Origin of the sequence: Herbidospora daliensis (assembly GCF_001570585.1) — a bacterium.
GTDB lineage: Bacteria > Actinomycetota > Actinomycetes > Streptosporangiales > Streptosporangiaceae > Herbidospora > Herbidospora daliensis.
On record NZ_BBXF01000001.1, the window covers coordinates 338,823 to 362,647 of the forward strand.

Sequence of the window (23,825 nt, forward strand, 5' to 3'; positions counted from 1 at the left end):
AGAACGCCCGTGGACGAGAGCCCGAGGGAACCCGGCCGATTCCGCCGTCGCGAAGAGGGCATCCGCCTGAGACTGCGCTCCGTGTCCGCGCCCGACCTGGCCGTGCGTTTCGCGCTCAGCGCGGCGATCTTCGTGGTCGCGGGCCTGGTCGCCGACCGCTGGGGTCCGGTGGTCGGCGGCGTCTCCCTGGCCGTGCCCGCCGCGCTGGCGGCCACGCTGGCGCTGATCGCGACCAAGGAGCAGCGCGGCCGGCCGGTCGCCCACGACGCCAAGGGCATGGTGCTCGGCGCGGCGGGCCTCATCGGGTTCGCCGGGTGCGTGTGGGGGCTGGCGGTGACGGTGCCCGCGTGGCTCGCCCTGGTGATCGCCACGGCGATCTGGATCGTCATCGCCGACATCCTCTACCTGGTGTTCGGCCGCCCGGTTCCGTCCACGACCTGAAGGGCGGTCAGCCACGCCGGCGTCGCCGGCCGGAGGTCGGCCACAGGGCCGCGTTGGTGATGATCCCGCAGATCACGACCAGCACGCCCAGGAGGACCTCGAGAATCAGGGTGTCCGGCATGTTGATCCCTCCTCGACCTCGTCGGGGGTTCCTTTCACTATTCCCGCACGTCACAGACCTGGTCAAATGCCTTAAGGTGGACGGACGGGGGGAGTACTTCCCAAGCGCCGATCCGGTCAGTACGGACGTGACCGAACGTTCCCGGATGGCCGCCCACGCCACGGGCGAAGGAGACCTCGAACAGCCGAGCTTGTTCGAGGAGGGGTTGTTCTGGAGACGATCGGTTCCCCGGTCCTGTGGGCGATCACCGTGGCCGCACTGGCCCTGCTGCTGACCGTCGACTTCATCCTGACCCACCGCCCGCACCACGTGCGGATGCGCGAGGCGGTGGGCTGGTCGATCTTCTACCTGGCGCTGCCGCTGGTCTTCGGCGTGTGGGTGTGGGTGGCCCACGGGTCGGGCGTGGCGGTGGAGTTCTACACCGGCTACATGGTCGAGAAGTCCCTGTCGGTCGACAACCTGTTCGTGTTCATGCTGCTGCTGTCGTCGTTCGCGGTGCCCGACGCGCTGGCCCAGCGGGTCCTGCTGCTCGGCATCATCGGGGCGCTGGCGCTGCGCGCGGTGTTCATCGCCCTGGGGGCGGCCGTCCTGCAGAGCGGCACGTGGGCGTTCCTGCTGTTCGGCGCGGTGCTGATCGCCGCCGCCGGGAAGATCGTCAAGGACTCCATGGCCGGGCACGGGCAGGAGGTCGACATCTCCTCCATGCGGACCGTCCGGCTGCTGCGCCGCGTCATGCCCGTCACCGACGACTACCGGGGCTCCCACCTGGTCGTCCGCGAGGGCGGGCGGCGGGCCCTGACCCCGCTGGCGCTGGCGGTCGTGGCCGTCTTCGCCACCGACATCGTGTTCGCGGTCGACTCGGTGCCCGCCGTCTACGGCGTGACCCAGGACCCGTTCCTCGTCTTCGCCACCAACGCCTTCGCCCTGCTGGGCCTGCGCGCGCTCTATTTCGTGCTCATGGACGTCCTGACGAGGCTCCGGCACCTGAACCACGGCCTCGGCGCGATCCTGGCGTTCATCGGGATCAAGCTCATCCTGCACTGGGCCCACGGCATCTGGACGTGGGTGCCGGAGATCCCCACCCTGCTGTCGCTGGGGGTCATCATCGCGATCCTGGCCACGGTCACGATCACCAGCGTCGCCGCCAACCGCCGCGACGCCGAGCCCGCCGAACCGCCCGGGCAGCCGGTCAGGCGCTAACAGCCCGCGCTGGCGCGCGGCGACTCGGCCAGGCCGAAGCCGAGCTGGCTGTACAACTCCAGCTGGTCGTAGTAGTCGCGGTGGGTGACGACCAGTCCGTCCACGACATAGGTCATGCAGGCGGCCCGGACCGTGATGTGCCGGCCGGTCCCCTGCACCTCCCGCCCGTCGGGCAACAGCAGGTTCCCGAGGTGGGTGCCGGTGAACACCCATTCCCGCACCATGGGGTCGTCACCCGGCACCTCCAGCCAGGCCGTCTGGCGGTAGTCGGGAAAGGCGTCGAAGGCCTGCTCGTAGAACCAGGCGATCTCATCCCGCCCTTCGGCGATGCCCGCCGGGGCCACCAGGACGGCGTCGGGGCTGTAGATCGCGAGCAGCCCGGGCATGTCGTGCGCGTTGATGGCGTTGCTCAATCGGCGTCGGATGTCCCAGGAATCGGACATGACGAAAGCCCTTCAATAGCGACCGGAGACAGGAGTCCCCTTTTTTCGAAACTATCCAGCACGGGGTCAGTCACCGATCCCGATAGCGTGTTGCGGACGTCCCGGAAGGCGGCGCGGCGTCGCGGCCACCCCATAGCGGTGCCATCAGGGCAAAGATCCCGTAACCGTCAGCCGTTTCATCGCCGCCAGGGTCTCCTCGATCGCCTCCGGGAGGCCGGGCTCGCCGTCGCGGTCGAGCCACCGGGTGACCGCCGTCCTGATGGCGGTCACGGCGAGTTCGGCGGCCAGCCGGGCGGTCAGCTGGTCGGCGCCGCGGTCGCGGAAGCCCTGCTCCAGCGCCTCCGACATGAGCGCCCACTTGCGCAGCTCCCGCTCGTGCAGGGCGGGTTCGGCGTCGATCACGGCCCGGCGGCGCAGCAGGTAGTCGAGGCTGCGGCCCTCGAAGAGCTCGACCAGGGCCGGGGCCAGGCCCTCGGCGATCAGGTCCATCGGCCCGAGCGACGGCGGGGCGGCGGCCATGAGGCGGGCCACCTGGCCGGGCACCGACTCCTCCCCCGAGAACAGCACCTCGCGCTTGTCGGCGAAGTGCCGGAAGAAGGTGCGGGTGGTGAGCCCGGCCCTGGCCGTGATCTGCGGCACGGTGGTCTCGGTGAAGCCCTGCTCGGCGAAGAGTTCGAGCGCCGCCTGTTCGAGCCGTTCCCGCGTACCCGGCTGCCATCGACTCATGCGGCAGATCCTACTGATGACACGTCGTGTCATGCCATGCCATAGTGATGACACGACATGTCATCACTTATGGAGGCGACCATGGCTGGGGAGATCTGGGTGCTCGGCGCGACCGGGCGGGTCGGCCGCGAGGCGGTCACGCTGCTCCGGAAGGCGGGGGCCGAAGTGGTCGTGACCGGCCGCGAGCGGGAGCGGCTGGCGACGGCAGGCCCGGACCTCCGGGCGGTCACCGGCTCACTCGACGAGGTCTGCGCGCGGCTGGCCGCAGAGAGACCGGCGGTCGTGGTCAACACGGTGGGCCCGTTCACCGCGACCGCGCCGAAGGTCGTCCGGGCCTGCCCGCCCGGCACCTGCTACGTCGACGTCGCCAACGAGCTGAGCGCCTTCGAGGCGCTGCACGCCATCGGCGGCGAGGCCGGGCGCACGCTGGTCTCCGGGGCGGGCTTCGGCGTGCTGGCGACCGAGAGCATCCTGCTCCACCTGCTGGCGGGCGAGGAGCAGCCGTCGCGGGTCCGGGTCGACGCCGTCGCGTCCGTCGCGATCGAGGCCGGCCCCATCGGCGCGGCGCTGGCGTCCACGATCGTGGAGACGATGCGCGACGGCGGCCGGGAGGTGCGGCGGGGCCGGCTGGTGCGCACCCGGGCCGGCCGGGCCGCCGAACGGCTGACCACCCCCGAGGGCGACGTGGTCACCACCGCCGCTTTGGGCAGCGGCGAGTTGTTCGCCGCCTGGCGGGCCAGCGGCGCGGACTCGGTGATCGGCGCGTCGGCGCTGGTCCCGGCCAATCCGGCCGTCCGGGCCGCCCTCCCGGCGGTCGGCGGCGTGTTGCGGCTGCCCGGCGTGGCCGGGTTCGCCGCCCGGCGGCTGGCCCGGGTCACGATCGCCACGGCGAAGGAGCGCCCGCGCCCGTCGTCGTGGGCGCGCGCCCGGGTCGAATGGCCGTCGGGGCGGGTGCGCGAGGGCTGGTTGCGCACCGGGGAGGCGATGACGTTCACCGTCGAAGCCGTGACGGAGGTGGCCCGCCGCCTGGCCGCCGGCGAGGGCCGCCCGGGGGCGTTCACCCCGGCCCGGCTGCTCGGCCCCGAGGTGGCCCTGGCGGCCGGCGCCGAGTTCACGGTCACCCGCTGACGTGTCACAATCCGGCACATGCCCGACGTCACGCTCCGCCCCGTCACCGACGCCGACCGCGACGCCGTGACGGCGCTGCGCGTCGCCCCCGAGCAGGACGAATACGTGGCCGGCGTGGCCGACTCCTTCGCCGACGCCGAACGTTACCCGGAGGCGAAGCCGCGCTACTGGGCGATCTACGCCGGCGAGACGCCGGTCGGATTCCTGATGATCAGCGACGACGTGCCGCCGGGCGACCCGGAGATCCTCGGCCCCTACTTCCTGTGGCGGCTCCTCGTGGACGCCCGGTACCAGGGACGCGGCTACGGGCGGGCGGCCCTGGCCGCACTGGCCGACTACCTCGGCACCCGGCCCGGGGCCGAGGAGTTGCTGACCAGCGTCCACCACGGAGAGATCGGCTCGCCGATGGGGTTCTACCTGCGGCTGGGGTTCGAGGACACCGGGATCGACCACGAGGGCGAACGGGTGCTGCGGGTGCCGGTCAGCCGTCTGCGGCCATGACCGCCGAGAACCAGTCGAGCGTCGCCACGACCACGTCGAACACCGCCGGATCAGCCAGCCGCGTGTTCGGGATCGACGGGTAGAGGTTCAGCTTCGCCACCGGGATGTCCACGCCGGGCGCGTCGTTGAGGCGGGTGCGCAGCTCCTCGCGGAGCGCCAGGTCGTCGAACGGCGGATGCTTGAGCAGCGCGCCGAACGGGATCTCGAAGGTCTTGGCGTACACGCGGCCGACGACCACGTCGCGACTGCCCGACCTGCGGGAGAGCCCGCACGAGGCGCCGGCCGAAGTGCCGTGCACGAGCCGGCCGCCCGTCTTGACCCAGTGGTCGACGACCCGCTGGACCGCCCCGGCGGCCTGCGGGCCGCTCGCGTCGTTGAGCTGCGTCACCAGGCGCGCGAGTTCGCCGGAGGCCGGGTCGAACTCCCCCACGTCGTCGACGATGCCGGCCCCCGGCAGGCCGACGAGTTCGGCGAGTTCGCGGGCGGTCAGGTGACGGGCCGGATCGGCCCGGCCGGCCGCGTCGAGGGGCACCCCTTCGGCCGCCAGCAGCGCGGTGACGTCGCGGGTGTCGGCGGGGTCGGGCCAGCGGAAGCCCTCCGACACCTGGCCCGCCTTGGTGAGGACCCGGTGGGCGTTGAGCACGGTCGTGCTCCCGAGGTGGACGCCGACGGGGACCGCGTGGGATCCGATGAGCTCGGCCAGGTCGGAGTAGGACGTCCAGGTGCCGGGCGGCAGCGCGGCCAGGGCGCGGTGGAGCAGCGTCCAGTCGCGGGAGGCGGCGGAGCCCCGGTCGGTCTTCTCCGGGCCGGGCCAGATCTCGATCGCGCGATCGGCCAGCAGACCGGCGCGGGCCCGGATCTCCGGCTCGCCCCAGGTCGGATTGGCGGCGATCTCCTGGTTCATGACCAGGCCGCTCTGCCCCAGGGCGGCGCGTTTGACGGCGAACGAGTGGTTGCTCAGCTCGGAGTTGTAGCCGCTCAGGGTGAGGTTGCCGAGAGTGTGGACGAGGCCGCTGTGCAGCCCCTCGGGATCCTGCGCGGCGAGTTCGGCCCGCCACGCCGGGGTCAGGGTCTGCGGCAGGACGTGCTCGATCGTGATGCGCCGGTCGGCGAGGTCGACGCGCTCCTTGCTGCCGAGCGACTCCTCGATGCGGCGGAGCACGAGCTTCTGCTGGACCGCGCGGCCCTGCCAGTAGAAGGCCCGGTCGCGGATCTCGGTGCGCAGCTGGTCGTCGTCGGCCCAGTAGAGACGCGCGGCCGACAACTCGCGGCGCACCTCCCCCGCCGGGTCGTCGGAGGTGACGGTCGCGGCCAGCCGCTGGAAGATGCGGTTGAGGTTGCTGGTGGACACGGCGGCGATCAGACGGCGGACCAGGAAGCTCTCGACGTAGCGGAGCGCCTCGGCGATCTGGGCGTCGTCCACCAGCCCCTCTTCCCGGAACTCCAGGAGACGCATGACGAGCGGGTAGGTCGTGGTGGCCTGCCACTCGTTGAGGAACCGGAGCCGGTCGGCGATCTCGCCGTCTCCCTCGGGAGCCAGGATCGCCCGCAGGTGCCGGGCGCGCCGGTGCAGGCCGGCGACGTACGACTCGATGCGCGGCTCGTCTCTGCCCATCGCCTGCAGGAGCTCCTGGTGGCCCCGGTAGACGGCGTTGTACTGAGCGGCGTCACCGCGTTCGAGCACCAGGACCAGGAACATCAGCTGTTCCATGGCCTTGGCGTCGAGGAGGTCCTGGATCGGCTTCCAGTGGTCGTCGTAGACCTGCTGCCCCCGGGTGGGCAGGCACATGAAGACGTAGTTGCGGATCAGGTCGACCTGGCTCAGCCGCATGCCGGTGTTGTTGATCGACTCGAAGATGCGGAAGGCGTTGTCGTCCTTCTCGACCGTGATGAGCACCAGGTTCAGCCGGTCGAGCAGCACCGACTCGACCCGGGCGACGTCATGGGGGTCGGCCGGGTCGTCGAACTCCTCGATCATGGTCCGGAAGTACTGGTAGGCGTTGCCGACCAGGCTGCCGAGCCTGCCCTCCGGCACGGCGTCGACGCACGCCTTGAACGCGTCGCGGTCGGCCTGGGTGGGCAGCAGGCGGTAGCGCCGTTCGCCCCGCTGGAACTTGTTGATCAGGTGCGGCTCGTCGATGCGCTCGCGGTGACCGGGATCCTCCGGGATGAGGTGGTCACGCAGGGCGCACAGGGCCAGCATGAGGGTGGTCAGCCGCTGCTGGCCGTCGACCACGATCCACTGGGAGCGGCTCGGTGCGAGATCGGGGCCGGGGGCGAGCACGACGGAGCCGAGGAAATGACTCGGCGCGTCGTCGCGCCCTTCGGCGAGCAGGTCGACCTGCGCACGGACGTCGGCCCACAACCGGCCCAGCTGCTGGCGCTCCCAGGTGTACTGCCGCTGGTAGAGCGGCACCAGCAGCTGCTGGTCGCCCTGGATCAGCCGGCGGAGGGTGATCTCGGTCGCCTTCACGCCCCTACTTCGCGGCCGGACCACCGCGCGTTACGCGCGGAGAACCGGTCGCGCCCGTTCAGACGAGATGTCCATGCTTGGTCTCGGAGCTGCCGGTCCGGGTGGGTTCGATTCCCGCACCCGCCACCGGCGTTCCCGCCGCCGTCACGGCGGCGGGAACGGGTGAGCGGCTATGCCCGTTCGGCCGCGGCGGCGGCGACCATGTTGGCCAAGGCCGCCAGGGTCTCCGGGTAGGCGCGGGTCTTCAGGCCGCAGTCGGGGTTGACCCACAACCTGTCGGCCGGGACGGCCTGGAGGGCGGTGCGGAGGTTGGCGGCCATCTCCTCGCTCGTGGGGACGCGGGGGGAGTGGATGTCGTACACGCCGGGGCCGATGCCGTTGGCGTAACCGGCGGCTTGCAGGTAGGGCAGGAGTTCCATGTGGGAGCGGGCCGCCTCGATGCTGGTCACGTCGGCGTCGAGGTCGGCGATGGGGCTGAGGATCTCGCCGAACTCCGAGTAGCACATGTGGGTGTGGATCTGGGTGGCGTCGGCGGCGCCGGAGGTGGCCAGGCGGAAGGCGCCGACGGCCCACGCCAGGTAGTCGTCGTGGTCGGCGGCGCGGAGCGGGAGGAGTTCGCGCAGGGCGGGTTCGTCGACCTGGATGATCGCGATGCCGGCCGCCTCCAGGTCGGCGATCTCGTCGCGGAGGGCGAGGGCGACCTGGCGGGCGGTCTCGGCGAGCGGCTGGTCGTCGCGGACGAACGACCAGGCCAGCATCGTGACCGGGCCGGTGAGCATGCCCTTGACCGGCTTCGGGGTGAGCGACTGGGCGTAGGCGGCCCAGGTGACGGTCATGGGGCGGGGGCGGGTGATGTCTCCGTACAGGATCGGGGGGCGGACGCACCTGGTGCCGTAGGACTGGACCCAGCCCGCTTCGGTGGCGGCGTAGCCGTCGAGCTGTTCGGCGAAGTACTGGACCATGTCGTTGCGTTCGGGTTCGCCGTGGACGAGGACGTCCAGGCCGAGGTCCTCCTGGAGCCTGATCACGCGGGCGATCTCGGCGCGCATGGCGGCGACGTAGGCGGGTTCGCCGATGCGGCCGGCCCGCAGGTCGGCGCGGGCGGCGCGGATCTCGGCGGTCTGCGGGAACGAGCCGATGGTCGTGGTGGTCAGCGGGGGCAGGCCGAGCCTCTCCCGCTGGGCGGCGAGGCGCGCCTCCCGGTCGGACCGGCGGGCGTCGAAGCGCACCGGTTCGCGGTGCCCCGCCTTCGGGGCGTCGGGCCACTCCGCGTCGTCGAGGCCGGCGGCCAGGGCGACCAGTTCGGCGACCTTCTGGCGGGCGAACGCGAGCCGGGCCCGCACCGCCGGGTCGAGCGCCGTCTCGGTGCCGAGGTCGACGGGCACGTGCAGCAGCGAACACGAGGTGCTCAGCTCGACCGTGTCGGCGAGGCCGAGCACGACCGCGTACGCCGACCTGACCCGCGCCGGGTCGGCCCGCCAGACGTTGCGCCCGTCGACGACCCCGGCCACCACCTTCTTCCTCGGCAGGCCGCCGACGGAGGCCAGTGCCTCCAGGTTGCCGGGGCCGGCGACGAGGTCGAGGGCGACCCCCTCCACGTCGGTGGCCGCGATCTCCCGCAGCGCCTCCGGCGCGACCGCGCCGAAGTAGGTGGCGAGCAGGATCTTCGGCCGGCTGGCCAGCCCGCCGAGCCGCCGGTAGGCCCGGCCGAGCGCCTCGACGTCGCGGGATCTCAGGTCGCGGGCCAGGACCGGTTCGTCGAGCTGCACCCACGACGCACCCGCGCCCGCGAGCCGTTCGAGCAGCTCGGCGTAGACCTCGACGAGGGGGTCGAGCAGGTCGAGCGGGTCGAACCCGTCGGGTGAGCCGGGCGCGGGCTTGGCCAGCAGCAGGTAGGTGAGCGGGCCGACGAGCACCGGGCGCGTCTCGATTCCGAGGCGGCGGGCTTCGAGGTATTCGGCGACCGGCTTGGCGGCCGAGCCGTCGGCCAGCCGGAAGCGGGTGCCGGCGGTGAGCTCCGGCACGATGTAGTGGTAGTTCGTGTCGAACCACTTCGTCATCTCCAGCGGCGGCAGCTCAGCCGTGCCGCGGGCCAGGGCGAAGTAGCGGTCGAGGCCGGTCAGGGCGCGGTAGCGCGCCGGGACGGCGTCGATCATGACGGTGGTGTCGAGCACCTGGTCGTACAGGGAGAAGGTGTTCGACGGGATGGCGCCGAGCCCCGCGTCGCGCAGCTCGGTCCAGACCGAGCGGCGCAGGTGCGCCGCGGTGGTCTCCAGCTGGGCGGCGTCGATGCGGCCGGCCCAGTAGTCCTCGGTGGCGAACTTGAGTTCCCGGCGCGCGCCGATGCGCGGGTAACCCAGAATCGTCGTGTTCACGGCTGTTTCCCTCGTCTCGCCGATTCGCGGCCGGGCAGGAGGAGGACAGCGCTCGACGGCGCAGGCCCTCCCACGAGGCCGCGTACCACCACGCGCCGGGGTCGGCGCGCGGGCGGAGGCAGGTCTTCGGACTCGTGGGCGCTGGTGCTCGTTCCTACTGGCCGTCGCTTCCCAAGCCCGGGGGGCTCAGTGCTGGTGACGGCGGTCGTTCCCACATACCGCTGCGGGGCAGTCCCGGATTCGCACCGGGTTCCCTCTTACGACGCCCGTCTCCGGCGGAGGCGGGCGAACCATCCACGCCCGCGAGACTATCGCGGGAAGGCCGGGCGATGAAAACCTGGACCATGCCCTCCAAGACGGCCCGATCGGCCCGTGTCCTGCCCGCCCCGGAGACCCCCCGACCCGCCCGGTCGCGTTACGCGATCGGACTGGTGGCCGCCATCGCGGTGGCGGGCTCGCTGGGTTACCTGTTCGGCGCCCCCGACCCCGCCGAGACGTCTGCCGCCGAGATGCGGGCGGCCGAGATGAAACGGGACGTGCAGCAGGTCACCGAGCTGACGTCGATGGCCCGTGCGACGGCCGGGGAGATCACCCCGGTCATGGCGGGGCTGGGCGAGGCGCTGCCGCCCGGCGGCGCGCTGGCCGCCCGCACCCCCACCGACGCGGAGGTCGCCGACTGGCAGCGGGTGATGAAGCAGGCGGTCGAGCGCCACGCCGTCACGCCGTCGGGCACGACCGCGACGAACGTGGCGCGCGGCGCTTTCCGCACCGCCGTCGACGGCATGGCGGTCGCGGTCGACACCTACGCGTTCTGCCGGACGCTGGGCACCGACGTGCGCGCGGGCTGCCTCGACGTGGCCCGGCGGCAGCGCACGACCGGCGTGATGACCTGGTCGGTCGCGGCCACCCAGCTCGACGCGGTCAACGTCGACGCCGGCAACGGGCACCAGCACGTCTACCTGAGCAGCACGCCGGGCGAGGGGGGCATGACGGCCGACGGGGTGCCCGAGGGGTCGAACTAGCGGGACAGCGGCAGGTTGACCCGGGGCAGCCCGTCGGCGCCTCGGGTCACCTCCGCGGCGACGCCGTACACCTCGGCGAGCAGTTCGTTCGTGACCACTTTCGCGGGCGGGCCGTCGGCGACCAGGCGGCCCGCGCTCAGCACCGCCAGCCGGTCGCAGGCGGCCCCGGCGAGCTGGAGGTCGTGCAGCGCGGCGACGACGGTGACGCCCAGGGAGCGCACCAGCCGCAGCAGCTCCACCTGGTGACGCAGGTCCAGATGGTTGGTGGGTTCGTCGAGCAGGAGCAGGCCGGGCTGCTGGACCAGCGCCCTGGCCAGGTGGACGCGCTGGCGTTCGCCGCCCGACAGGTGCGTGTAGGACCGGCGGGCGAGTGTGCGCACCTCGCACCGCTCCATCGCCTCGTCGATCAGGTCGTGGTCGGCGCGGGTGAGGCGGCCCAGGCCGCCCAGGTAGGGCACCCGGCCGAGGGCGACGATCTGCTCGACGCTGTTCTCCAGGTCGGCGGGCGAGTCCTGGGTGACGACGGCCACCCGGCGGGCGACGTCTCCCGCCCCGGCGGTCCACACGTTCAGGCCGTCCACCAGGATCCGGCCGCGGTCGGGGCGCCGCCGCCGGTAGACGCAGCGCAGCAGGCTCGACTTGCCGCTGCCGTTGGGGCCGATCAGCCCGAGGATCTCCCCGGGCGGCACCGACAGCGTGATGTCGTGGAGCACGGGAGCCCAGGCGACGTCCTCGATCTCCAGGGAAAGGCTCACGAGAACGCCCTCCGGTTGGCGCGGGCCAGCAGCACCAGGAAGAACGGCGCGCCCAGCATCGCGGTGATGACCCCGATGGGGATCTCGTCGGGCTGGTTGAGCAGGCGGGCCCCGACGTCCACCCACACCATCAGCAGCGCCCCGGCCAGGGCGCTGAGCGGCACCACCCACCGGTTGTCGCCGCCGACGACCATGCGGACGGCGTGCGGCACCATCAGCGCCACGAACCCGATGCCGCCGCTGACCGACACGACCGCGCCGACCGTGATCGCCGAACCGATGACCAGCCGCACCCGCAGCCGGTTCACCTCGACGCCCAGGCTCGTGGCCCCTTCCTCGCCCAGGACGAGGGCGTTCAGCCCGGCCGACCGCGACCAGAACCACCCGGCGAAGACCGCGACCACGATCGCGGGGACGGGCAGGTCGCTCCACTGGGTGCCGGACAGGCCGCCGAGCGTCCAGAACAGCGCCGACCGCAGTTGCGAGTCGGGCGAGTTGAGCACGATGAAGTTGGTCGCGGCCTCCGCCAGCGCGGCGACGGCGACCCCCGACAGGATCAGCCGGGTGACCCCGAGCTGCCCGCCGTTCCGGGCCAGCAGCAGCACCACGGCGAAGGTGGCCATGGCGCCGGTGAAGGCGGCCACGGGCAGCAGCCACGACAACCCGGACATCAGGGCCAGGACCGCGCCCAGTGACGCCCCGGAGCTGGCGCCGATCAGGTAGGGGTCGGCCAGCGGGTTGCGCAGCACCCCCTGGAGCACCGCGCCGGTGACGGCCAGGCCCGCGCCGACGATCGCGCCGAGCAGGACCCGGGGCAGCCGGATGTCCCGCACGATCACCGCCGGCGGCCCCGTGGGAGCGTCGCCGAAGACGATCCGCCACACGTCCGTGAAGGGGATGTCGACCGGTCCGAGCCCGACGGCGGCGATCAGGGACAGCCCGAGCAGCACGGCGAGCAGCACCACCGAGCCCGCCAGGGTCACCCGCCGGGCGGCGGCGCGCACGGTCAACGGGCGAAGCCCTCGGCGAGGGCCTTCAGCGCGCGGCCGCTGCGCAGGCCGGGCTGGAGGTCGTTGACGGGGACGACGACGAACCGGTTCTCCTTCACGGCCGTCACGTCCTTGATCGGGGCGTAGGAGCGCATCCACTCGATGGACTCGTCGGCGGGCTCGAAGACCTGGTCCTCGACGATGATCACCTGGGGGTCGCGCTTGACCAGTTCCTCCCAGGAGACCTGGCCGAACTCCGTGGTCTCGGGGAAGATGTTCTGCCCGCCGGCCCGGCGGGCCAGGTCGTACACCAGAGTGGTGGCGCCGCTGGTCAGCGGCTTGTCCTTGCCTCCGGCGTAGTCGAAGACGCGCAGCGCGGGGGTGACGGGGGTGACGGCGTCGACCTCCGCCTTGAGGGTGGCGACGAGCTGCTCGGCCCGGTCCGGCACGCCGAAGATCCGGCCGAGGGCGCGGAGGTCGTCGTAGGTCTGCTCGACGGCGGCGGTGCCGCCGGGGCAGCTCGCCGAGAGCAGGTGGCTGTTGACGCCCTCCTTCTGCAGTACGGCCCGGTCGCCGAGCGCCTTGGGGCCGTAGTCGTCGGGGTAGCCGCTGACGACCAGGTCGGGGGCGGCGGCGTAGACGACCTCCTTGGACGGGGGCGGGAAGGCCGATTCGGAGATCACCTTCACGCCGGTCAGGTCCGCGGCGTACTCGCTCATGATGTCGGTGGCCGCGACGGTGCCGGCCAGCCGGTCCTTCAGGCCCAGGGCCAGCACGACCTCGGTGGCGACGGTGCTGGAGGTGACGATCCGGCGCGGCGGCTCGGCGTAGGTGTAGACGGCGCCGCAGTTGCTCACCTCGACCGGCGCGGGGGCCGCCGCCGGGGCCGGGGCCGCCGTGGGGGCGGGGGCCGCGCAGGCGGTCAACAGGGCGAGAGCGGCCAGGGCCGTCAGGGGCTTGTGCATCGGTTCTCCTTGGGGACGACACGTGCGGCGTACTCGCCGCGGACGCGCAGGGTGTCGAGGATCGCGGCGGGCACGTCGCCGGCGACCTCGGTGGCGGCGGCCACCAGGCACGCCTGGTCGGCGGCGAACGCGGCCAGCCCGGCCGGGCCGAGGTCGGCCAGGTCGGCGGCCGGGACGCGGTCGGTGACCAGGGCGATCCACTCGTCGAGGGCGGCCCCGTGGGGGCGGGCGCCGGTGGCGGCGGCGACCAGGCGCAACGTGGCGGCGCGTTCGAGCTCGTCGTAGCGGCCTTCGGCGCGCAGGCCGTCGAGGACGGCGTCCACGACCGAGGCGGGCAGCACGGCGCGGCCCGCGGGGCGCACGGCGCGCCACTGGGAGGTCTGCTCGAAGTGCCAGGAGCGCTCGGCGGGCCGGACGCCGTCGCGGGCCAGCAGGTCGAGCAGCGCGAGGGCGTCGGCGAGCTTGACGTCGCGCCGCCCGGTGGGCAACCACGCGCGCAGCGGGCTGTCGCGGCCCGCCAGCAGTTCGGGCCAGCGCCGGTCGGGATAGTGCAGCGCCTTCGCCGTCGCGGCCAGTTCCGCCGCCTCCTCTGCGGGCAGCACGCCTTCCCGTACGGCGGCGCGCAGCGTGGCCCGGATGCTGACCATCGCCTCGTTGACCGGGCGATAAGCGTGCCCGGCGTCGAGGTGGGCGACCGCGACCTCGTCGTCGTCGGTGAGTTCCCCAGCGACGATCGCCCGGTAGACCTCGCCGACGCCGGTCATGCCGAAGGGGGCGAGCTCGGCGGCGCGCAGGGCGCCCATGCTGGCCGCCCCGGCCACGGCGACGCCTTCGGACATCGCCCAGAGGATCTCCTTGTGCCAGACGGCGGGCACCCGTTCGTACACCCCGTCGATGAGAGCGATGACACGCGGGCGGCCGGCCGCGACGACGGCGGCCACGTCGCCCTGACCGGCGGGGGGCAGCACCGCGACGTCGCGGCCGGGCAGGGCGTCGACGATCCGGCCGGCCGGGATCGTCGGACCGGCGAAGACGGCGATCTCAGGCATTGGCGCCCGCCCATCCGGCGGCGAGCGCGCGAGGGCCGGGCAGGGTCGGTTCGCCGGTGAGCGCGCCGGCCCCCTCCAGGCCGGGGACCAGCGCCTTGACCACCGGCACGCCCAGCGACGGGCGGGTCAGGTCGACCGCGGTCACCTGGTCGAGTCCGGCCGCCGCCAGCCGGTCGAGCAGCCAGTCGAGGTCGTCGCCGAGCAGGTCGTGGTCGGCCCCGGCCACCGTGAACGGCCGGGCGTGCGGGAGGGTGGCGCGCAGCGCGTCGCGGAACTCCTCGACCCCGCCGGTGTCGGTGGTCTGCGCGTAGCGCTCCCGGGTGACGTCGTCGCGCGCGCCCGAGATGGTGATCAGCCGCGACTGCGCCGCCTCCGTCAGCGCCCGCTGCACCGCGACGGCCGGGTGGGGGTGACAGCCCAGCCCGGTGGCGGCGGGCAGCGGCCGGAACGGGTCGGGTTCGGCGGCCACGACGTGGCACAGCACCACCGGCACGCCGAGGTCGGAGGTGAGGTCGAACAGCGCCGCCTCGACGCCCGCCCGGTCGTAGCGGTCGAGCAGCCGCGCCGTCTCGGGGTCGGTCAGCGTGGCGGCGTCGATCCGGGCCCCGGCCTGGGCCGGGCCGTCGCGCAGGTCCCACAGGGCCGCCGCGTCGCGTTCGATCAGTTCGCACAGCGCGTGGACGAGCGCCTCCAGCGTGCTGTTGCCCCCGGCCAGCCCGTTGCTGTCACGCGAGAGCCCGTGCCCGGTCAGCGCGGGCGGCAGGGTGAAGTCGAGGCTCACCGCCTCGTACGGCACCGCGCGCGGTTCGCCCGTGCGCACGTCGGCGCCGTCGATCCACAACAGCGGGGTGACGTCGTCGAGCACCCCGTCGGCGGTGCGCGGCAGGAGGCGCGGGTCAAGCGCCGCCGGGCCCAGTTCGGCGGGCCGGGCCAGCCGCAGCGGGCGGTCGACGACCTCGGCGTGGGCGTGCTCGACGGCCTCCATGGCCGCCGACACCCGGCTCGCCGCGCGGCTGACGCCCTTGCCCTGGCTGACCGACAGGCTGCGGGCGTTGGGCCGGTACGCGGTGGCGACCGGGATGCCGATGAGGTCGAGACCGGTCACGTCGGCGACGCGGGTCACCCCGCAGGCGGCCAGCGCGGGGCCGAGCCGCCGCCAGGTGTCGTCGAGGGTGGCGGCGCGGTGGGTGCCGGTCGTGGTCAGCTTGCGGCCGGGGCGGTCGAGGTTCCAGGGGTCAGACATGGGGCACCGGCAGCCTCTCGACGCGGCCGGGCAGCGGGTCGAGGCCCGCGCCCAGGAAGGGGTAGGCGGCCGGACCGGTGGAGCGCAGCCCCGGCACCACGACCCGGGCCACCCGCACTCCCACCTCGGCCAGGTCGGGCGGGGTGAGGTCGACGGTGATCACGTCGAGATCGGGGGCGGCGGACGGCGTACCAGAAGGCACACCGCCGGCGAGGCGGTCCCGGACGGCCGAGGCGACCCGCGCGTCGGCGAGCAGCTGCAACGTGCAGAGCACATCGGTGGCGTCGCCGAGGTCGGGGGCGTAGGAGTCGAGATACCGGCGGTCGGCCCGGTGCGGTCGCAGCGGACCGGCCGGGCGTTCCCACTCCGGCACCCCGGCGGCGACCTCGGCGAGGGCGTCGAGGGACCGCAGCGCCTCGGCGGCCGCCGACCGGGCCGAGCCGGTCGCGCAGCCGACGCCGACCAGGCCGTCGGGCGTGACCGCCGCGCAGAGCACCACCGGCGCGCCCGGCCTGTTCGGCACCGACCGCCAGGTGAGCTCCGCCCCGGCCGGGGCGGGCAGCGGCGGCCCGTCGGCCAAGGGGAAGGCCGCTCCCCCGTGCCAGGCGGTGGCGAGGGCGTGCCGTTCCAGGACCTCCGCGAGCGCCGAGGCGCGGGCCGCCTCCAGGGTGGGCCCGGCGGCGATGCCCGCCGCGATCGGCAGGTGCGCCGGGCGGCCCCGCACCAGGCTGTGCTCGCCGGCCGGCAACCAGACCAGCGACGCGGGCACCCACACCCGCTTTCCGTCGCCGGTCCGGCCGGGCGTCCACGAGAGCACGTCGTCGCGGCGCAGGCCGGCGAACGGGAAGCCGGGCCGGGCGTGCTGCTCCGGGGAGTAGAGGGCGAGCCGGTCGGGGTCGACGGCGGCGTCGAGGTCGTGCCAGGTCGCGCGTCTCAGGTCGGCGGGGACCAGGTGGCCGGCGTACCGTTCGGCGGCCTCGCCCAGCGCCCGGAGCCGGGCGCGGGCCGGGTCGCCGAAGGACGCGCCTCCGGTGAGGGGGTTGCCGAGGGGGTGGGCGAACCGGCCGGTGGCGGCCAGTTCGGCGGTCGCGGTGTGCAGCACGGCGTGGCTGCGCCCGGTCTCCAGCCGGGTGACCGGGCCGGTGCGGGGGTCGAGCAGGGCGTCCATCGGATCTCTCAGGTGTGCGGGAGCGGGACGAGGTTGACGTCGGCCTCCGCGAGCGGGGCGGCGCGCAGCCCGAGGCGGACCGGATCGGCGTAGAGCCGGTCGCCGCCGAGGAAGGGGAAGGCGGCGGGCGGGTTGGAGTAGGCGCCGGGCACGATCACCCGGACCACGCGGGCGCCCGTCGCGGCCACGTCGGGGGTGGTGAGGTCGACGGCGTGGGCGCGCAGCCCGAGCGCCGCGATCCGGTCGAGGTAGGCGCGGCGGACGTCGCCGGTGATCGTCGGCAGGTCGCCGAGGCGGACCGGCTCGGCCGGGCCGGTGATGGGGCCGAGTTCGGCGGCCATCGCCGGGTCGAGCCAGATCTGGCTGTGGCAGGCCAGATCCACCACATCGCGGAAGTCGCTCCGGTAGGAGGCGGCGTAGGCGCGGTCGGGCCGGTGCGGCTTGAGCATGTCCGGGCTGAGCACGCCGTCCTCGACGGCCTGGTAGATCGTGCCGTCGGCGTCCAGCAGGCCCAGGGAGTAGATGCGCAGGGTCACCGCCTCGGCCATCGCCTTCGCCACCGCGTGCGCCGGATCGGGCCGGGCGGCGACGCCGAACGTGCGGATGCCGAGGGCCGGGTCGTGCAGCAGGACGCCGATCACCGCGACGTCGAACGTCGTCGGGATGCTCACCACGCGATAGCGCAGGTCCCCCGCCGCCCGTCCCCAGCCGGGGCCGAGGCCGGCGTCGGGGCGCAGCAGGTGGGCCAGCCGGGCGTCGGCGACGTCCACAGGGGAGGCCGGCAGCCGGTTGGCCCACCAGATGACGGTGGCGTCCCGCTCGATGACCTCCTCCAGCCCCGAGGTCAGCGCGAAGCGCAGGTCGGGACCGGCCGCGAGCCCGGCGAGCATGGCGTAGTTGGTGGCGGGCTCGGCCGCGCGCGGCGGCACGAGGTAGTTGACGAAGACGAGGGAGGCGGGCACCCACACCGGCGGCCCGTCGAGGGTGGAACCGCGGATCCAGAGCACCGGCAGGTCGGCGGTGAACGGGACGAACGGGCAGCCGGGCTCGGCGTACTGATTCGCCGAGTACAACGCGAGGGTCGCCGGGTCCAGGGCGTTCTCCCCGGCCGCGCTCAGTTCCGTGTACGTCGCCCGCCGGAGCCCGGCCGGGACGAAGTTGCCGCAGTACCGTTCGATCGCCTCGCCCGCCGCGCTCGCGCGGGCCCGGCCGGGGTCGTGGAAGGCGGTGCCGGTCGCGACCCGGTCGGCGGGCCAGGGCAGGAAGCCGGAGATCCCGGCGACCGAGGCGGTGCACACGTCCAGCCCCTGCGGCCACCAGGGCTCGGGCGGCACCGGGTCGAGGCGGGTGATCAGCCCGGTACGCGGGTCAGGCGGCGGCAGGCTCATCGAGGACCTCCCGGGACCAGCAGTTCGACGTCGGCGACCGTCACGACGACCGGCGTCTCCGGCGCGGGGTGGCGGGGGTGCCGCCCGACGGTGAGCTCCAGGTGCAGGGTGTGGCCCGCCGGGAGGTCGACGGCGACGGGCGCGCAGCGGAGCTCCGCCGTTCCGCGTCCGGGGGTGATCGGCTCGGCGCCGTCGCTCAGCCGGGTGCGCACGCCCGCCGGGGTCTCGTGGACGAGCGTGGCGACCAGTTCGGCGGGCCGTCCGGTCTCCACGCGGCAGCGCACCCGCGCCGCGCCGTGCCAGCCGACCCCGTCGGCGACGCTCAGGCGGACGACGTCGGCGCGCGGCCCGACGGCCGACAGGTCGGCCGAGTGGGGCAGCGACGGATGGGGGTCGGCCGGGTCGTGGTCGATCGACGCGCGCGCCGGGCCGGTCAGCGGCAGGGTGCGCAGCGCCGGGCGGGCGACCGGCCGGGGGTCCTTCGTTTCCCACCGGTTGCTCCCGAGCACCAGGCAGCGGTGCCCGAGCTCCGGGTCGGCGCCGGCCGCGACCGCCGCGAGCCACGAGAGCGCCAGCTCGGCGGGGTCGGGGCCGGCCGGGATGTCGATCGCGCACTCCGCCTGGAGCCGGTGCGTCAGCGGCGACGCCCACCCGCCCATCACCACGGTCGCCCGCCGGGCCAGGGCCGCCTGGCGCAGGGTGGTGGCGGCCGAGCCGCAGTACCAGCTGCCCAGGTGCAGGGTCGGCACACCGGCCGCGCGGATGCGCGACACCGCCCTGCGGGCCTGCGGTTTCCAGCAGCCCGGCGCGGGCGGCCAGTCGCCCAGCGGCACCGGCCAGACCGGCCGGGTCAGCGCCAGGTCGTAGAGGCCGGGGCGGAGCCGACGGCCGCCGCCGATCTCGGTACGCCACCACAACTCCTCGTCGACCGCCAGGGCGGCGTCGGGCCAGGGCTGGCGGCTGACCACGCCCCGCACCGACGGGTGGCCGACGGCGCACCACGCGGCGTACGCCTCATAAGCGGTGCCGTAGAGATAGGTGACGCCGTCGGACCAGGGTTGCGCGGTCGTCCAGTCGAGGGCGGCGTGGCCGTCGGCCAGCTCGTCCGCGCCGGCCTCGAAGTCGCCGGGCGAGCGGTAGCGGCCGCGCAGGTCTTGGAGGACCACGGCCAGGCCCGCGCGGGTCAGCGCGTCGGCCTCGGGCCACAGTCCGGCCGTGCCGTAGGGGGTGCGGACCACGACGGTCGGCGCGGGCAGCCGGTCGGGCAGGAAGACGTCGGCCACGAGCCCGCCGGCCGGGACGTCGATCATGATCACGGCCGCTCCGTCATGAGCCCGCCGGGCACCGGCAGCACGGGATGCCGGGCGAGCAGCCCGGTCGCCGGGTCGAAGCCCGCCTGGACGCCCGTTCCCGGCGCGTCCCGGCCGTGGAGGTGGGCCCACACGTCGGCGACGATCAGCGCGGCGGCGACGTGCGCCCCGGCCGGGTGGGCCCGGTCGGGCTCGGGCGCGCCGCCGGAGTCGAGCCACGCCCAGTGGGCGGCCAGTTCGTCCGGCCACGGCGAGGCGGCCAGGCGGCGTAACCGCAGATCCTCGTAGGAGGCGGTGCCGGGGCCGGTCCAGAAGGGGCCGGCGTACCAGCGCCGCCCTTCGGCGAAGCCCACGTGCAGCGCGGCGCCGCCCGCCCTGGCCTCGACGTCGAGCCGCCGGAACAGGGCGTCGCGCGGCCACGGCGCGACCGCGATTCGTACCGCGACCTCGTCGTCGTCGCCTGCGGCGAGCAGACCGGCGCCGCCGAGCAGGTGGGCGAGCGCGTCGAACAGCGGGCCGTCGCCGGTCAGCGCGACCGCGCCCGGACGGCGCACCGGGACCGGCGTCAGCACGCCCTCCTCGGCGAAGACCTCCGTCAGGCCGGGGTCGTCGAGCGGCGGGCGCTCGGGGCGGTCGCCTTCGGGGGCGGACACGGCGAGGAAGTCCTCTTCCGGGGTGTGCACCAGCCAGCCGTCCGGCGTCGGGACGAACGACACCCCACCGGCGAGCTCCATTGGGTTTCCTTCCTGCTCTAGGCTGCGGGGACCACGGGCGGGGACGCGATACGCGCGCGTCCCCGCCCGTGGCTGGGCCGGCTAGCGCCAGGCCACGCTCGACCGGGTCACGGTCGAGTGGTTGTTTGAGTGCACGCTCGCCCGGACCTGAGCGACCTTCAGCTTCGTCACCTTCATCACGAATCACCTCCTCGCGTCGTCGTCGGGACGGGTCGCCCGTCCAGGAGCTCGGCGGCGTCCGCCTGCGCCTGGACGAGACGTCGGTAGGGCGCGCAGCGCGCCATGAGGTCGGCGTGGGCGCCGACGTCGGCGATGCGACCGTGGTCGAGCACGGCGACCAGGTCGGCGTGCCGGAGCGTGGTGAGCCGGTGGGCGATGACCAGGGTGGTGCGCCCGGCCCTGACCCGGTCGAGCGCGGTCTGCATCTCGTGTTCCGAGAGGGCGTCGAGCTGGCTGGACGACTCGTCCAGGACCAGGACCGGGCGGTCGCGCAGCAGCGCCCGCGCGATGGCGACCCGCTGCCGTTCCCCGCCCGACAGGGCGGCCCCGCGCTCCCCGACCACGGTGTCGAGGCCGCCGGGCAGCCGGTCGAGGAAGGGGGTGACGCGGGCGTCGGCGCAGGCGCGGGCCAGATCCTCGGCGCTCGCCCCGGGCCGGGCCAGTTCCAGGTTGGCGCGCAGGGTGTCGTGGAAGAGGAACGCCTCCTGCGGCACGTGGCAGACGAGCTCGGGCAGGTCGCCGACGGGCAGGTCGCGCAGGTCGGTGCCGCCGACGCGGACCGCGCCGGACGCCGGGTCGAAGTGCCGGAGCAGCAGATGGGCCAGGGTCGTCTTGCCCGCGCCGGTCGCGCCCGCCAGGGCGAGCGTGGCCCCGGCCGGGACGGTCAGCGAGACGCCGCGCAGCACCGGGCGCGTCTCGTCGTAGCCGAACACCACCTCGTCGAACTCGACCGAGGGAGGCCCGGCCGCCCCGGGGAGGGCGGCGGTGCCGGTGTCGGCGACGGCGGCCGGCTCCTCCAGCAGGTCGAAGACGCGGTCGGCGGAGGAGGAGGTGACGCCCCACACCCGGGTGACCTGGAGCAGCATCGTGATCGGGGTGAACGCGGCGCCGGCGAGCGCGACCGAGGCCAGCAGCGCGGGCGTGGCCAGGCCGGTGTGCAGCCCGGTGACCAGGACGGTCAGGGTCGCGCCGCCGATCGCGAGGCCGCCCGCAGCGGTCTCCAGCCCGGCGCGGCGGGCCTGCCGTCGCCGCGCCGCCGCGAGCCGCCGGTCGGCCGCCCGCATCCGGTCGAGCCAGTCGTCGCCCCGGCCGAACGAGAGGATCTCCCGCAGTCCCTGCACCAGGTCGGTGACCTCGACGTTCAGCGCGGTGAGCGCGTCGGTGAGATCGGCGCCGTGCCGCGCCCCGCTGCGCCGCAGCGCCAGGGGCAGGGCGAGCGCGGCCGCCAGCCACGGCGTCAGCGCGAGCGCCGCCCAGCCGCCGCCGATCACCGCCGTCGCGGCGACGGCGGCCGGGGCGACCACGACGGCCGCCGCGAGGTAGATCGAGGTGTGCGCGTAGAAGATCTCCAGGCTCTCGCTGTCCTGGAGCGCCCGGACGACCAGGTCGCCGCCGCGCCTGCGGATCAGCCCGCCGGGGGCGATCCGGGCGAAGGCCAGGTAGAGCCACTGCCGCACCTGGGCCAGCACGCGGAAGGACAACTCGTGGGAGATCCACGACTCGATCCAGTTGGCGAGCGCGCGGGCCGCCGTGAGACCGAGGGCCCACCAGAACATCGGCCACAGATCGGCCGAGCCGGCCAGCGCCCGGCCGACGGCGGCGGCCGCGACCACGGTCGCCGCCATCCCGGCGGCCTGGTTGACGACCGCGAACAGCACCGAGACCCCGAACGGGCGCAGGTGCCCGGCCAGCACCTGGAGCAGCCCGTCGGCGCCGCCGCCCCGGAGCGCGGCGGGGCGGCCGTGCTCCCAGGCCGCGACGGCGTGCGACGGCGCGGTCATGGCGTGCCTCCGTGCTGGGCCGCCACCAGGCCGGACCAGAGTCCGGCGCGGGCGGCGAGGTCGGCGGGGCGGCCGTGCTCCACCAGTTCGCCGTCGTCGAGGACGGCCACCGTGTCGGCGTCGACCAGGCTCGACAGGCGGTGCGCGATCATGATCGTGGTGCGGCCGGCCCGCAGTTCGCCGAGCGCGTCGCACAGCGCCGCCTCGGTCGCGCCGTCGACGGCCGAGGTGGCCTCGTCGAGGATGAGCACCGGCGCGTCCTTCAGCAGGGCCCGCGCGATGGCGACGCGCTGGCGTTCGCCGCCCGACAGGCGCTCCCCGCGTTCGCCGACGACCGTGTCGAAGCCGTCGGGCCATGCCTCGACGACGTCGAGGATGCGGGCGCGGCGGGCGGCGTCCCGGAGCGCGGCCGGGCCGGCGTCGGGGCGGGCCAGGCGGAGGTTGTCGGCGATCGTGCCGTGGAAGAGATAGGTGTCCTGCGCGACGACGGCGGTCATCGCGCGGACCTCGCCGCGATCGAGGTCGCGCAGGTCGACGCCGTCGGCCAGGATCCGGCCGCTCTGCGGGTCGAAGTGCCGCTGGAGCAGGGCGACCAGGGTGGACTTGCCCGACCCCGACCGGCCGGTGACGGCCAGGGTGGCGCCCGGTTCGATCGTCAGGGTGAGGCCGCGCAGCGCGGGGCGGGCCGCGCCAGGGTAGGCGAAGGTGACCGCGTGCAGGGCCAGGCCGGGCGGCCGGGCCGGGCGCGTCCTCGTGACGGGCGTGACCGGCGCGGGGGCGGGCGCGTCGGCGTCCAGCAGGGCGACGACGCCGCGGCCGGCGGCCAGGCCGTGGAAGCCCTCGTGCCAGTAGTTCTGCAGTTCCAGCACCGGGCGGAACGCCTCGGCGGTCAACCAGGCGACCAGCAGCAGGCCGGCCGCGTCGAGCTGACCGGTGGAGTGGCGGATCGCGGCGACCACCACCGACAGGGTGGTGCCGGCCGTCAGGAGGAAGGCGCTGATCACGTAGACGGCGCTGGAGGCGGCCAGGTCGCCCATGGTCGCGCGGTAGAGCGCGAGGGCGTCGCGCCGCAGGCGGTGGCCGTAGACGCCGGTCGCGCCGAGCGCCTTCAGGGTCGTCATGCCCTGCAGGGCGTCGAGGACCCGGGCGGCGAAGTCCTCGTACGCCGTCCAGTGCCGCCGGGCCCGCGCCCCCATGATCCGCCGCCAGAACGGCCGGGACGCGGGCACCAGCACCACGCAGGTCCCGGCGATCGCGCCCGCCACCGGATCCTGCCAGGTCAGCACGGCCACGACGATCAGCGGACCGCCCACGCTCACGACCACCTGCGGCAGGTAGAAGCCCACGTAGGCGCGGATCGCCTCCACGCCGTCGGCGATCGTGGTCCGCAGCGTCCCGGCCGGCCGGGTGACGGTGTGACCGGGCCCGAGGTCGAGCAGCCGCTCGGCCAGCCGCAGCCGCAGCCGGGCCTGGACCAGCGACGCCGTCCGGTTCGCCGCCTGGTCGCGGCCCCATAACAGCAGGCCGCGCAGCACGACGAGCAGCCCCGTCAGCACCAGCGGCCCGCCCACGCGGGCCGGATCGGGCGCGCCGGAGACGAGGGCGCGCCGGATCGCCTCGACGAGCGCGACCGCCTGCCCCGCGCCCGCCGCCGACGCGAGCAACGAGAGCAGGGCGGTCGCGGCCATCGAGCGGAGGGCGCCCCGTGCCAGACCCAGCAGTCGCCGCTGTACGAGCACGTTTCGCCTCCTTTCCGACGGGTGAGCCGGGAGAGACGCTAGGCGAGAATGATTT

Annotated in this window: 20 protein-coding genes and 1 riboswitch; of the genes, 5 read left to right on the forward strand and 15 right to left on the reverse strand. The window is 74.5% G+C overall.

From position 1 onward, the window contains the following. Window positions 1-9: 9 nt before the first annotated feature. Both AW274_RS01195 and AW274_RS01200 read left to right on the forward strand, forming a co-directional pair. Window positions 10-441, forward strand: a complete 432-nt coding sequence (locus AW274_RS01195; RefSeq protein WP_062428446.1) for a hypothetical protein — start codon at window positions 10-12, stop codon at window positions 439-441. A gap of 355 nt (window positions 442-796) precedes the next feature. Next, window positions 797-1,762 (forward strand): TerC/Alx family metal homeostasis membrane protein, encoded by a 966-nt coding sequence (locus AW274_RS01200; protein WP_269750540.1) that lies wholly within the window; start codon window positions 797-799, stop codon window positions 1,760-1,762. On the opposite strand, the gene AW274_RS01205 is transcribed toward AW274_RS01200, so the two are convergent. Both AW274_RS01205 and AW274_RS01210 read right to left on the reverse strand, forming a co-directional pair. Continuing rightward, window positions 1,759-2,205 (reverse strand): ester cyclase, encoded by a 447-nt coding sequence (locus AW274_RS01205; protein WP_062428449.1) that lies wholly within the window; start codon window positions 2,203-2,205, stop codon window positions 1,759-1,761. The genes AW274_RS01200 and AW274_RS01205 overlap by 4 nt on opposite strands. A gap of 144 nt (window positions 2,206-2,349) precedes the next feature. After that, window positions 2,350-2,931: a TetR/AcrR family transcriptional regulator gene (locus tag AW274_RS01210; RefSeq protein WP_062428451.1), complete on the reverse strand. Its 582-nt coding sequence runs from the start codon at window positions 2,929-2,931 to the stop codon at window positions 2,350-2,352. An 81-nt stretch (window positions 2,932-3,012) separates the two neighbouring features. Here AW274_RS01210 and AW274_RS01215 point away from each other — a divergent pair, with 81 nt between their 5' ends. After that, window positions 3,013-4,059 carry a saccharopine dehydrogenase family protein gene (locus AW274_RS01215; protein ID WP_062430075.1) on the forward strand — a complete coding sequence of 349 codons (1,047 nt, stop codon included), beginning with the start codon at window positions 3,013-3,015 and terminating at the stop codon, window positions 4,057-4,059. A gap of 18 nt (window positions 4,060-4,077) precedes the next feature. Continuing rightward, window positions 4,078-4,560, forward strand: coding sequence for a GNAT family N-acetyltransferase (locus AW274_RS01220; RefSeq protein WP_062428453.1), 483 nt, complete (start codon window positions 4,078-4,080; stop codon window positions 4,558-4,560). On the opposite strand, the gene AW274_RS01225 is transcribed toward AW274_RS01220, so the two are convergent. Then, the gene (locus AW274_RS01225) at window positions 4,541-7,033 is read right to left on the reverse strand and encodes a GmrSD restriction endonuclease domain-containing protein (protein ID WP_062428455.1); all 2,493 of its coding nucleotides are present in this window, start codon (window positions 7,031-7,033) and stop codon (window positions 4,541-4,543) included. The two genes, AW274_RS01220 and AW274_RS01225, sit on opposite strands and share 20 nt — an antisense overlap. Window positions 7,034-7,203: 170 nt before the next feature. Continuing rightward, window positions 7,204-9,408 carry a 5-methyltetrahydropteroyltriglutamate--homocysteine S-methyltransferase gene (gene metE / locus AW274_RS01230; RefSeq protein ID WP_062428457.1) on the reverse strand — a complete coding sequence of 735 codons (2,205 nt, stop codon included), beginning with the start codon at window positions 9,406-9,408 and terminating at the stop codon, window positions 7,204-7,206. Between the two features lie 100 nt (window positions 9,409-9,508). Continuing rightward, window positions 9,509-9,719, reverse strand: a riboswitch (cobalamin riboswitch). Between the two features lie 18 nt (window positions 9,720-9,737). Here metE and AW274_RS01235 point away from each other — a divergent pair. Next, window positions 9,738-10,430, forward strand: a complete 693-nt coding sequence (locus AW274_RS01235) for a hypothetical protein (protein WP_157519705.1) — start codon at window positions 9,738-9,740, stop codon at window positions 10,428-10,430. Here AW274_RS01235 and AW274_RS01240 read toward each other — a convergent pair. From AW274_RS01240 to AW274_RS01290, 11 genes are all read right to left on the reverse strand, one after another. Then, window positions 10,427-11,185, reverse strand: a complete 759-nt coding sequence (locus AW274_RS01240) for an ABC transporter ATP-binding protein (RefSeq protein ID WP_062428461.1) — start codon at window positions 11,183-11,185, stop codon at window positions 10,427-10,429. The two genes, AW274_RS01235 and AW274_RS01240, sit on opposite strands and share 4 nt — an antisense overlap. After that, window positions 11,182-12,189 carry a FecCD family ABC transporter permease gene (locus AW274_RS01245; RefSeq protein ID WP_232320002.1) on the reverse strand — a complete coding sequence of 336 codons (1,008 nt, stop codon included), beginning with the start codon at window positions 12,187-12,189 and terminating at the stop codon, window positions 11,182-11,184. The genes AW274_RS01240 and AW274_RS01245 overlap by 4 nt, the downstream gene beginning before the upstream one ends. Window positions 12,190-12,191: 2 nt before the next feature. Further along, window positions 12,192-13,139 carry an ABC transporter substrate-binding protein gene (locus AW274_RS01250; RefSeq protein WP_062428466.1) on the reverse strand — a complete coding sequence of 316 codons (948 nt, stop codon included), beginning with the start codon at window positions 13,137-13,139 and terminating at the stop codon, window positions 12,192-12,194. Further along, entirely contained in the window at window positions 13,124-14,188 is a 1,065-nt protein-coding gene (locus AW274_RS01255) for a TfuA-like protein (protein ID WP_062428468.1), read from the reverse strand. Before AW274_RS01255 ends, AW274_RS01250 begins: the two co-directional genes overlap by 16 nt. After that, window positions 14,181-15,431, reverse strand: coding sequence for a YcaO-like family protein (locus AW274_RS01260; protein WP_062428470.1), 1,251 nt, complete (start codon window positions 15,429-15,431; stop codon window positions 14,181-14,183). The genes AW274_RS01255 and AW274_RS01260 overlap by 8 nt, the downstream gene beginning before the upstream one ends. Then, on the reverse strand, window positions 15,424-16,599 hold the full coding sequence (locus tag AW274_RS01265; RefSeq protein WP_062428472.1) for a YcaO-like family protein: 1,176 nt from the start codon (window positions 16,597-16,599) through the stop codon (window positions 15,424-15,426). The genes AW274_RS01260 and AW274_RS01265 overlap by 8 nt, the downstream gene beginning before the upstream one ends. A gap of 8 nt (window positions 16,600-16,607) precedes the next feature. Continuing rightward, on the reverse strand, window positions 16,608-17,987 hold the full coding sequence (locus AW274_RS01270; protein WP_062428474.1) for a YcaO-like family protein: 1,380 nt from the start codon (window positions 17,985-17,987) through the stop codon (window positions 16,608-16,610). After that, complete coding sequence (locus AW274_RS01275) at window positions 17,984-19,297, reverse strand: CocE/NonD family hydrolase (protein ID WP_062430076.1); 1,314 nt, start codon at window positions 19,295-19,297, stop codon at window positions 17,984-17,986. Before AW274_RS01275 ends, AW274_RS01270 begins: the two co-directional genes overlap by 4 nt. A 2-nt stretch (window positions 19,298-19,299) precedes the next feature. Then, window positions 19,300-20,031, reverse strand: coding sequence for a hypothetical protein (locus AW274_RS01280; RefSeq protein WP_062428476.1), 732 nt, complete (start codon window positions 20,029-20,031; stop codon window positions 19,300-19,302). Between the two features lie 176 nt (window positions 20,032-20,207). Beyond that, window positions 20,208-22,031, reverse strand: coding sequence for an ABC transporter ATP-binding protein (locus AW274_RS01285; RefSeq protein WP_083973763.1), 1,824 nt, complete (start codon window positions 22,029-22,031; stop codon window positions 20,208-20,210). After that, a complete protein-coding gene (locus AW274_RS01290) occupies window positions 22,028-23,770 on the reverse strand; it encodes an ABC transporter ATP-binding protein/permease (protein ID WP_062428477.1) in 1,743 nt (580 codons plus the stop codon). The genes AW274_RS01285 and AW274_RS01290 overlap by 4 nt, the downstream gene beginning before the upstream one ends. Between the last annotated feature and the right edge of the window lie 55 nt (window positions 23,771-23,825).

Bases quoted from the DNA above. Each gene is read 5' to 3' on its own strand.
- AW274_RS01280 (WP_062428476.1), bottom strand. From the start codon at position 20,031: ATGGAGCTCGCCGGTGGGGTGTCGTTCGTCCCGACGCCGGACGGCTGG.
- AW274_RS01220 (WP_062428453.1), top strand. From the start codon at position 4,078: ATGCCCGACGTCACGCTCCGCCCCGTCACCGACGCCGACCGCGACGCC.
- AW274_RS01250 (WP_062428466.1), bottom strand. From the start codon at position 13,139: ATGCACAAGCCCCTGACGGCCCTGGCCGCTCTCGCCCTGTTGACCGCC.
- AW274_RS01235 (WP_157519705.1), top strand. From the start codon at position 9,738: ATGAAAACCTGGACCATGCCCTCCAAGACGGCCCGATCGGCCCGTGTC.
- AW274_RS01205 (WP_062428449.1), bottom strand. From the start codon at position 2,205: ATGTCCGATTCCTGGGACATCCGACGCCGATTGAGCAACGCCATCAAC.
- AW274_RS01210 (WP_062428451.1), bottom strand. From the start codon at position 2,931: ATGAGTCGATGGCAGCCGGGTACGCGGGAACGGCTCGAACAGGCGGCG.
- AW274_RS01260 (WP_062428470.1), bottom strand. From the start codon at position 15,431: ATGTCTGACCCCTGGAACCTCGACCGCCCCGGCCGCAAGCTGACCACG.
- AW274_RS01275 (WP_062430076.1), bottom strand. From the start codon at position 19,297: ATGATCGACGTCCCGGCCGGCGGGCTCGTGGCCGACGTCTTCCTGCCC.
- AW274_RS01255 (WP_062428468.1), bottom strand. From the start codon at position 14,188: ATGCCTGAGATCGCCGTCTTCGCCGGTCCGACGATCCCGGCCGGCCGG.
- AW274_RS01265 (WP_062428472.1), bottom strand. From the start codon at position 16,599: ATGGACGCCCTGCTCGACCCCCGCACCGGCCCGGTCACCCGGCTGGAG.
- AW274_RS01285 (WP_083973763.1), bottom strand. From the start codon at position 22,031: ATGACCGCGCCGTCGCACGCCGTCGCGGCCTGGGAGCACGGCCGCCCC.
- AW274_RS01270 (WP_062428474.1), bottom strand. From the start codon at position 17,987: ATGAGCCTGCCGCCGCCTGACCCGCGTACCGGGCTGATCACCCGCCTC.
- AW274_RS01215 (WP_062430075.1), top strand. From the start codon at position 3,013: ATGGCTGGGGAGATCTGGGTGCTCGGCGCGACCGGGCGGGTCGGCCGC.